The following is a 3,285-nucleotide window of genomic DNA, read 5'->3' as shown; positions in this document are numbered from 1 at the left end:
CCAGTTTCACTGCTGGTTATTCAGGCTAAGGTAAAATTTGTGAGTTCTGCGCGAAAGCGCAACGTACGAATTTTCGGCGAATGTCGTCTTCACAGTATAACCAGATTGCTTGGGGTTATATGGTCAAGTGAAGAAGCGCATACGGTGGATGCCTTGGCAGTCAGAGGCGATGAAAGACGTGGTAGCCTGCGATAAGCTTTGGGGAGTCGGCAAACAGACTGTGATCCAGAGATCTCTGAATGGGGGAACCCACTCAGCATAAGCTGAGTATCTTGTACTGAATACATAGGTGCAAGAGGCGAACCAGGGGAACTGAAACATCTAAGTACCCTGAGGAAAAGAAATCAACCGAGATTCCCTTAGTAGTGGCGAGCGAACGGGGACCAGCCCTTAAGCTGGTTTGAGATTAGTGGAACGCTCTGGAAAGTGCGGCCATAGTGGGTGATAGCCCCGTACACGAAAATCTCTTGCCAGTGAAATCGAGTAGGACGGAGCACGAGAAACTTTGTCTGAACATGGGGGGACCATCCTCCAAGGCTAAATACTACTGACTGACCGATAGTGAACCAGTACCGTGAGGGAAAGGCGAAAAGAACCCCGGAGAGGGGAGTGAAATAGAACCTGAAACCGTATGCGTACAAGCAGTGGGAGCCTACTTGTTAGGTGACTGCGTACCTTTTGTATAATGGGTCAGCGACTTATATTCAGTGGCGAGCTTAACCGAATAGGGGAGGCGTAGCGAAAGCGAGTCTTAATAGGGCGCTTTAGTCGCTGGGTATAGACCCGAAACCGGGCGATCTATCCATGGGCAGGTTGAAGGTTAGGTAACACTGACTGGAGGACCGAACCGACTACCGTTGAAAAGTTAGCGGATGACCTGTGGATCGGAGTGAAAGGCTAATCAAGCTCGGAGATAGCTGGTTCTCCTCGAAAGCTATTTAGGTAGCGCCTCATGTATCACTGTAGGGGGTAGAGCACTGTTTCGGCTAGGGGGTCATCCCGACTTACCAAACCGATGCAAACTCCGAATACCTACAAGTGCCGAGCATGGGAGACACACGGCGGGTGCTAACGTCCGTCGTGAAAAGGGAAACAACCCAGACCGTCAGCTAAGGTCCCAAAGTCATGGTTAAGTGGGAAACGATGTGGGAAGGCTTAGACAGCTAGGAGGTTGGCTTAGAAGCAGCCATCCTTTAAAGAAAGCGTAATAGCTCACTAGTCGAGTCGGCCTGCGCGGAAGATGTAACGGGGCTCAAACCATGCACCGAAGCTACGGGTGTCATCTTTGATGACGCGGTAGAGGAGCGTTCTGTAAGCCTGTGAAGGTGAGTTGAGAAGCTTGCTGGAGGTATCAGAAGTGCGAATGCTGACATGAGTAACGACAATGCGAGTGAAAAACTCGCACGCCGAAAGACCAAGGTTTCCTGCGCAACGTTAATCGACGCAGGGTTAGTCGGTCCCTAAGGCGAGGCTGAAAAGCGTAGTCGATGGAAAACAGGTTAATATTCCTGTACTTCCAGTTATTGCGATGGAGGGACGGAGAAGGCTAGGCCAGCTTGGCGTTGGTTGTCCAAGTTTAAGGTGGTAGGCTGAGATCTTAGGCAAATCCGGGATCTCAAGGCCGAGAGCTGATGACGAGTGCTCATTAGAGCGCGAAGTGGTTGATGCCATGCTTCCAAGAAAAGCTCCTAAGCTTCAGATAACTGGGAACCGTACCCCAAACCGACACAGGTGGTTAGGTAGAGAATACCAAGGCGCTTGAGAGAACTCGGGTGAAGGAACTAGGCAAAATGGCACCGTAACTTCGGGAGAAGGTGCGCCGGCGAGGGTGAAGGACTTGCTCCGTAAGCCCATGCCGGTCGAAGATACCAGGCCGCTGCGACTGTTTATTAAAAACACAGCACTCTGCAAACACGAAAGTGGACGTATAGGGTGTGACGCCTGCCCGGTGCCGGAAGGTTAATTGATGGGGTTAGCGCAAGCGAAGCTCTTGATCGAAGCCCCGGTAAACGGCGGCCGTAACTATAACGGTCCTAAGGTAGCGAAATTCCTTGTCGGGTAAGTTCCGACCTGCACGAATGGCGTAACGATGGCGGCGCTGTCTCCACCCGAGACTCAGTGAAATTGAAATCGCTGTGAAGATGCAGTGTATCCGCGGCTAGACGGAAAGACCCCGTGAACCTTTACTATAGCTTTGCACTGGACTTTGAGCTTGCTTGTGTAGGATAGGTGGGAGGCTTTGAAGTGGGGACGCCAGTTCTCATGGAGCCATCCTTGAAATACCACCCTGGCAACCTTGAGGTTCTAACTCAGGTCCGTTATCCGGATCGAGGACAGTGTATGGTGGGTAGTTTGACTGGGGCGGTCTCCTCCCAAAGAGTAACGGAGGAGTACGAAGGTGCGCTCAGACCGGTCGGAAATCGGTCGTAGAGTATAAAGGCAAAAGCGCGCTTGACTGCGAGACAAACACGTCGAGCAGGTACGAAAGTAGGTCTTAGTGATCCGGTGGTTCTGTATGGAAGGGCCATCGCTCAACGGATAAAAGGTACTCCGGGGATAACAGGCTGATACCGCCCAAGAGTTCATATCGACGGCGGTGTTTGGCACCTCGATGTCGGCTCATCACATCCTGGGGCTGAAGCCGGTCCCAAGGGTATGGCTGTTCGCCATTTAAAGTGGTACGCGAGCTGGGTTTAGAACGTCGTGAGACAGTTCGGTCCCTATCTGCCGTGGACGTTTGAGATTTGAGAGGGGCTGCTCCTAGTACGAGAGGACCGGAGTGGACGAACCTCTGGTGTTCCGGTTGTCACGCCAGTGGCATTGCCGGGTAGCTATGTTCGGAAGAGATAACCGCTGAAAGCATCTAAGCGGGAAACTTGCCTCAAGATGAGATCTCACTGGGATCTTGAATCCCCTGAAGGGCCGTCGAAGACTACGACGTTGATAGGTTGGGTGTGTAAGCGCTGTGAGGCGTTGAGCTAACCAATACTAATTGCCCGTGAGGCTTGACCATATAACACCCAAGCAATTTGCTTACGCAGATTGTGGTGGTGAAGACGAAAGACCCGAAGATTCGTAAGGCCACAAATTCACATATCCGAATTGGCTGAGAGTGCTGCAAGGCATTCACGGCAACCGAATTTCTTGACGACCATAGAGCATTGGAACCACCTGATCCCATCCCGAACTCAGTAGTGAAACGATGCATCGCCGATGGTAGTGTGGGGCTTCCCCATGTGAGAGTAGGTCATCGTCAAGATTCATTTCGCAAAACCCCTATCTGCG

Annotated in this window: 2 rRNA genes; both read left to right on the top strand. The window is 51.8% G+C overall.

Features of this window, described 5'->3' with window-relative positions:
- Nucleotides 1-121 precede the first annotated feature (121 nt).
- Nucleotides 122-3,013: ribosomal RNA gene (locus E3U47_RS24705) — 23S ribosomal RNA — on the top strand.
- Between the two features lie 130 nt (nt 3,014-3,143).
- A 5S ribosomal RNA gene (gene rrf / locus E3U47_RS24700) occupies nt 3,144-3,259 on the top strand.
- Nucleotides 3,260-3,285: the final 26 nt, after the last annotated feature.

This window comes from Pseudomonas sp. RIT623 (genome assembly GCF_004519305.1).
In the GTDB taxonomy this organism is placed as follows: Bacteria; Pseudomonadota; Gammaproteobacteria; order Pseudomonadales; family Pseudomonadaceae; genus Aquipseudomonas.
Note: the sequence above shows the minus strand (reverse complement) of the source record. Positions and strands in the feature narration are given on the sequence as shown.